Here is a 4,943-nt window from a genome sequence, read left to right on the forward strand (position 1 = left end):
CTGAAAACCATCCGTTAAGGCCAATATTCGATGAATATGCCAAAAAGACACCATTTACAGATGATGAAATATATATCGAAGACCACAGGCACTGGAAAGGGAAACTACTTTCGTTTACTTATGGATTTTTGCCATATTCGATGATTTGCAAGATGTTTGAAGCATACAGATACTATTTAGTAAAAACCAATAAAAAAGAAGTGAAATAATGGATTTTGAAAGATTATATGGCAAACTTCCTGATTTTATCAAATACAACTCTTCAGTCCTTAACTTTTTTTTATCAGCAGCAGACAAATTAAGAAGCGGTTCAAAGACATCTAAGCAAATGGAATCACATCAGGAATTGCTAAATATTCTATTTACATCTTGCGACATTAAAATGAAAGGTTTAGCAAGAGACATTCAACTTTTATACCTTGAACTGTTCAAATTTATCGACAATGTCTGCAGAAAATATGATATTGATTACTGGATGGATTATGGTACACTTTTAGGAGCTGTAAGGCATGGAGGATTCATTCCATGGGATGATGATATTGATCTTTCAATATTGAGAAAAGACTACAACAAGCTAATTGAAGTTCTACCAAAAGAAATAGACAAATTCCCTGAATTAAAGGAAAACTGTGGATTGTCCTTAATAATTGAAAATGGAGAAAACCATTTCAATGATTTTAGAAGCGTTTATGATTTAAATGATGAAACTAATCTCATAAGCCTTAAGAAATTCTCGTTTTTACAATTTGCATGGATGAAACCCTACCTGAAAATCGATTTCTTCCCAAAAGACTACATAGAAGAAGACAAAATCGATCTATTCAACAAAAAATACATGATTACAAAATATCGATTCAATGAAGAACTAAAAAGAGGAAACATCACATTCAAAGAAGGACTAGAACAAATGAAAAAGGAAACAGGACTAACCGATGAAAAAACCAAGTATCTCACAGATTCATTGGATGTGATAAACACCTCACCAATATACATCTACAAAACTGACAAAATCTTTCCATTAAAAACAGTAAAATTTGAAGGAATGGACTTCAAATGCCCAAATGACATAGCACACGTATTGGAAGAATCATTTGGGAAAAGATACATGGAAATACCAAACACAATAGACAACCATTCACTTAAAAAATTCATACAAACACAATTCCAATCAAAAGAAGAAATGGAAAAAACATTCCGAAAAAGTATTGATTGTCTAAAAAAGATTAACAGCACATATTTCAACTGCAAATAAGTTTTTAAAAGTGAAAATATGATTATAACCAAAGAGGAAACTTTAAAGGAATATGATCCTGAAGATTTGCAAAAAATCAAAGATTTGGAATTGATGATTTTAAAGGAATTCGTCAGAATCTGTGATGAAAATGAAATCACTTACTTTTTAGATGGCGGTACTGCTCTAGGAGCAATTAGACATGAAGGTTTTATCCCATGGGACGATGACGTTGACGTAATCCTTTTAAGAGAGGATTATGATAGATTCATTAAAGTGATGGAGACTTATGAAAGTGACCAATTTGAATTTATAAGCTCTAAAACCAGAGATTATTACTGTCGCAATTACTGTGAAATCAATTTGAAAGGAACCAACCTTGAAAGGGGATATGACAGAAACACTGATTTTAATTTAGGAATCAGCATAGACATTTTTGTTTTGGACAATATTCCCGAAGGATTTTTTGAAAGAAAAATATTTGATTTAAAATACAAGTTATTTAGAAAGATATTATTCCTATATGAAATAAGCTTAAATGACATTTATGTTTCTGAAAAAAAGCAGACAATTGGAAGATTGATGAAAAAACTGTTTGACATTATTGGAATTGACAATGAGTTTATTAAAAAGAGAGGAGAATCTTTAATCAATAGCACTCGTAAAAAGGAAACTGAAAATGTGGCCAATTTGAGCACACCTTATTCTACATTAAACATTGTTCCAAAAGATATTTTCAAACCACCTAAAAAGGTAAAATTTGAAGAAATAACAGTAACGGTGCCTAAAGACTACGACACCTATTTAACTGGATTGTATGGAGATTATATGAAATTGCCTCCAGTTGAAGATAGAGTAAACCATTGCTTTTCAGATATTGACTTTGGAAATTACTAATCATCAAATAATAGCTACAACATTATTTTAAATAATATTAAAATCAACATTAATAATTAGACAATTAATTTTTAATCGGGAAATCATGAACAAGATAAGACTAATTTTCAAAAATATGAGCTGGCTTGCAATATCCCAGGTTATCACAAGCATTTTGGCGTTCTTCTGGACAATTTTAATAGCCAGATATCTTGGTGTGAGCGATTATGGTATTTTTGGTTTCGCGATTTCCCTATCTGGAATGTTTGCTGTCTGCTGTGACTTAGGAATAAATACTCATGTTGTAAGAAGCATAGCTACCGATTATGACATTGCAGACAGGTATCTTGGAAATGCAATACCCTTGAAGCTTCTGCTGTCAATCGGATATTTTGTAATCATCTATATCCTTCTTGTTGTCTGGAACAGTTCCAATCTTGTAATCTATGTAGTGATGCTGTTTGTTTTGGAGTGCGTTTTGAAGAATTTCACCGGCCTGTTCCATGGGGTTTTCCAGGCTCATGAAAAGGGAATCTACCAGGGGATAGCCAATATCTTGCTTGCTGTATTCTCCTTTGTCCTGATTGTTGTTGCAATCTATTTCAACACTGGATTGGAGGGAATAAGCTGGGCCTATGTTATTGCAAATGTCATATTTTTAGGATACACCACCTATGCCCTTTTAAAGCACATCATCAGGCCGAAATTCCAATTTGACTTCGATTTCTGGAAGAAATTGCTTGTTTGGGGAATTCCATTTGCACTTACAGGAATCTTCTATACTATCTACTATTCAATTGACATTGTAATGCTTACCCAGATGGTTGGGGACTTTGCAACAGGTATCTACAACGCTACATATAAGCTAATCAACGTTTTGACATTGTTCTATGGAATCTACACTGCTGTAATCTTTCCTGTAATGAGCAAACTCTACAAGAGCGAAAGCTCATTGCTTGTGGCAAGTTTTGAGAAATCCACAAAGTACCTTACAATGGTTACCGTTCCAATTTGCATCGGGTGTCTTTTCTATTCAACTGACATCATACAGTTCATTTATGGCCACCAGTACGATCAGGCAGGTGTTGTCTTGCAAATATTGATCTGGACAGTATGTTTCCTGTTCATTAACGGTGCAGCATCCACAGCCTTGAACGCTTCCCACAAGGAGTATTCAGTGACAAAGATCTATTTGGCTGCTGCAGTATTCAATGTTGTCCTGAATTTCTTTTTGATTCCAAAATATTCATATATCGGAGCTTCAATAGCTACTGTATTAAGCGACATGCTAATTCTGGTATTGGCTTCAATTGCCCTTAAAAAATTAGATCTTCTTCCTGGAAGGCATCTTGTCTTCGACATAGTCAAAATCTGCATCTCCTCAGCAGGTTTGGGAATTGTCCTGTTTTATCTAAAATTAAACATGTGGATAGCTATTCCCGTTAGCATTGCAATTTACATCATATTCCTTATTCTTACAAGAACATTTGATGATGGGGACAAGTACATCATAAGACAGATTCTAGGAAATTGAATTGGCTACTTTTCTAACAAAACCAGATTTGTATAGTCTATTTAGAAGCAAAACATTATGATAGGAACTCTTGAAGTCACCATTTATCAATTTTCTATTGATTCTATTTAGAAATTTATTATCCAAATTCTCATCAAAACCTATTTTTCTTTGAAACTTATCCAATCTCTTTAAAACATCCTTTATTTCCTTTTTTGTTCCATCCATAGCTATTGCTCTTTTTAAAGTTCCTTCAACACGGCCTTTCATATGATGGTTTATATCCTCAAGATCATATCTCTTAAACAGATTGTAGATGCTGCAATAGGAGTTTAAAAAATCAACGGCTGATTTATAGGTGATTAACGATAGTGAAGAATCCCTATAGATATGCTCATATCCGATGAAATCGCTGATATAGAATATCGATTCAGAATTCAGGAAAAACTCCAGAGTGAACAGTGAATCCTCGTTTATCATATCCTCAACGAAATAGATGTCATTGTCCTTAATGATTGATTTTCTATAGATCTTATTCCAGATTATTGATTCCTTAATTGAAAGTAATCTATGGCCCTCATAGAGACCATCGCCGTTGCAGACCCTGTTTTCATGAGTATCAAAGACTTCCAGATAGCAGCAGGCCACAGCATCGAAATCCCCTTCAATAGCCTTGTCATAAACCCTTCTGCAAAAATCAGGAGTGTAGACATCATCATTGTCAATAAACATCAGATAATCGGCAGAAGCAAGATTAATCCCAACATTTCTTCCAAATCCTGGAAAACCATGATTTTCATCAGAGAAAAACGGGATGATATTGTCATATTTGTCTGAATATTCATTGATGATATCACAGGAATTGTCTGTTGAGTTGTCATCAACCAGAATAAGTTCAATATTTTCAAAACCGAAAGTCTGATTGACAATTGAATCTATTGCCTCACCTATAGTGTCTTCAGCATTGTAAACAGGCATTATAACGGATATCTTATATTTCATTACAGTCCTCCAAAGGTTAACAGAAGAATCAGTATGTTTTGTAAAGAAACATTGGAATGTATACCGAAAAAAATTGTTTCTTTTAAAAAAAGATTAAATGGATTAAATGTAGTTAAAAGAAGTAAAAAAGATTTAAAAGTGAGATATCTACTTAATCGAATTCATAAAGACGTGTCTTTTTATATTATAAAAAATAAAAATATCATCTAATTATATATTAATTATATCATAATTACTGTTTTAAAATAATTTAAAGTTGATTTCATAATGTTTCTTTACATTACATAAGAAAACAGTGTTCTATGTTTATTATTTCAATGT

Annotated in this window: 5 protein-coding genes; 4 read left to right on the forward strand and 1 reads right to left on the reverse strand. The window is 32.9% G+C overall.

Going from position 1 to position 4,943, the window contains the following annotated elements:
* From Q4P18_RS08495 to Q4P18_RS08510, 4 genes are all read left to right on the forward strand, one after another.
* Positions 1-209: hypothetical protein (locus tag Q4P18_RS08495; protein WP_303337865.1), on the forward strand; the 209-nt coding region annotated here is incomplete at its 5' end.
* The gene (locus tag Q4P18_RS08500; RefSeq protein WP_303337867.1) at positions 209-1,252 is read left to right on the forward strand and encodes a phosphorylcholine transferase LicD; all 1,044 of its coding nucleotides are present in this window, start codon (positions 209-211) and stop codon (positions 1,250-1,252) included. The genes Q4P18_RS08495 and Q4P18_RS08500, both read left to right, overlap by 1 nt.
* An 18-nt stretch (positions 1,253-1,270) precedes the next feature.
* A complete protein-coding gene (locus Q4P18_RS08505) occupies positions 1,271-2,128 on the forward strand; it encodes a phosphorylcholine transferase LicD (RefSeq protein ID WP_303337869.1) in 858 nt (285 codons plus the stop codon).
* A gap of 85 nt (positions 2,129-2,213) precedes the next feature.
* Positions 2,214-3,641 carry a flippase gene (locus Q4P18_RS08510; protein WP_303337871.1) on the forward strand — a complete coding sequence of 476 codons (1,428 nt, stop codon included), beginning with the start codon at positions 2,214-2,216 and terminating at the stop codon, positions 3,639-3,641.
* Here the strand turns inward: Q4P18_RS08510 and Q4P18_RS08515 are convergent.
* Entirely contained in the window at positions 3,630-4,622 is a 993-nt protein-coding gene (locus Q4P18_RS08515; protein ID WP_303337873.1) for a glycosyltransferase family 2 protein, read from the reverse strand. The genes Q4P18_RS08510 and Q4P18_RS08515 overlap by 12 nt on opposite strands.
* Between the last annotated feature and the right edge of the window lie 321 nt (positions 4,623-4,943).

Source organism: Methanobrevibacter sp. (genome assembly GCF_030539665.1).
In the GTDB taxonomy this organism is placed as follows: domain Archaea; phylum Methanobacteriota; class Methanobacteria; order Methanobacteriales; family Methanobacteriaceae; genus Methanocatella.